The 1,128-nt window shown below is 45.3% G+C and carries 2 protein-coding genes; both read right to left on the bottom strand.

Going from position 1 to position 1,128, the window contains the following annotated elements:
* The coding region (locus tag AND4_RS19205) for a tetratricopeptide repeat protein (protein ID WP_009844654.1) at window positions 1-974 on the bottom strand (974 nt) is incomplete at its 3' end.
* A partial coding sequence (locus tag AND4_RS20365) for a hypothetical protein (RefSeq protein ID WP_206536071.1) occupies window positions 941-1,128 on the bottom strand: 188 nt, incomplete at its 5' end. The genes AND4_RS19205 and AND4_RS20365, both read right to left, overlap by 34 nt.

The raw sequence follows: 1,128 nt of genomic DNA, 5'->3' as shown, positions 1-1,128 counted from the left end.
CTGTCGTGGTCAAGCACGTTGAAGTAATGTACAAGTGCAAGATTGAACTGACCTTGATGGAAATAGATGTCACCCATTTGCTCTAGCACGTCAGCCAAAATCGGTGAGCCAGGGTAACCATCGTAAAAGTCTGCAGCTTGTGAGAGGTACTCGATCGCTTTATCGTAAACGCGGCGCTCTTGGAATAGACGAGCCAACAGGCGGTTTACCTTTGCCAATCTTGCACTGCTATCACTTTCGATAGATTGCCAATATCCATAGAGCAATTCTGAGAGAGCGAGATTGTACTTCTTATTGTTGAGATAAAACTGGCCTACAGCAGTGTGGTAGTCAATCAAAGTCAAGTCTGAACGATTGTCTTCCAACATGGTTTTAGCTTTAGCGTACAGGCGATCTGCATTGACTGAGTCGCCTCTGTTTGCTGCAAGCAAAGCTCGCTGCATGACCAAGCGGTAACGAACGCCATCGGTGTGTTGTAAAACCAGATTGGCGTCTTTCATCTGTTTTTCGATTTGGTCGAGTTTTTGCTCGGCTGTGGCATAGTCTTTGTCGTACATCCAAATCATTTGGTTACGCATCAGTTGTACATCCAAACCCATGTACTTCAATTGGTATTCTTTGGTTAGGCGCTCTGCTTCATCGAGGTTTTTTATGGCGGAGTGAACGTTGCCCATCGCGTAGTCGGCTTGTGCGATGATCTTGTGTGCTTCAACAGTGCTGCTAGGTGTACGAATGCTAAGATCGGTCTCTTCACGAGACATTGCAGAAGGGCTACTGTTGTCTTGGCGAACCGTCAGTTCTCGTTGTAAAAGGTAATTTTTGGCCGCTTTTTTCGCTTGTGTAGGTGCGATCTCAGCCAGTTGCTGGGCTTCGTTGAGTAGAGCGGAAGATAAAATGGTCGCGTGGAGTGGCTGAGCCAGCAATAAGCAAAGAAAGCCAATTAGCCTAAGTAAACGCGAACGGTCGCAAAACATCCTTTTATTCCCTCGAACTGTGTCGTAATCAACCTGTTTTGAATAAACAATAGTAGAGAAAAACGCCCAGCAATCCAATAGATAGCTGGGCGTTTTTGAGTATTTGAGGTGTACGGTGTTTGAGTATCGAACTTAAAAACTAAAATTATCCACT

The organism is Vibrio sp. AND4, from assembly GCF_000171815.1.
In the GTDB taxonomy this organism is placed as follows: domain Bacteria; phylum Pseudomonadota; class Gammaproteobacteria; order Enterobacterales; family Vibrionaceae; genus Vibrio.
Note: the sequence above shows the minus strand (reverse complement) of the source record. Positions and strands in the feature narration are given on the sequence as shown.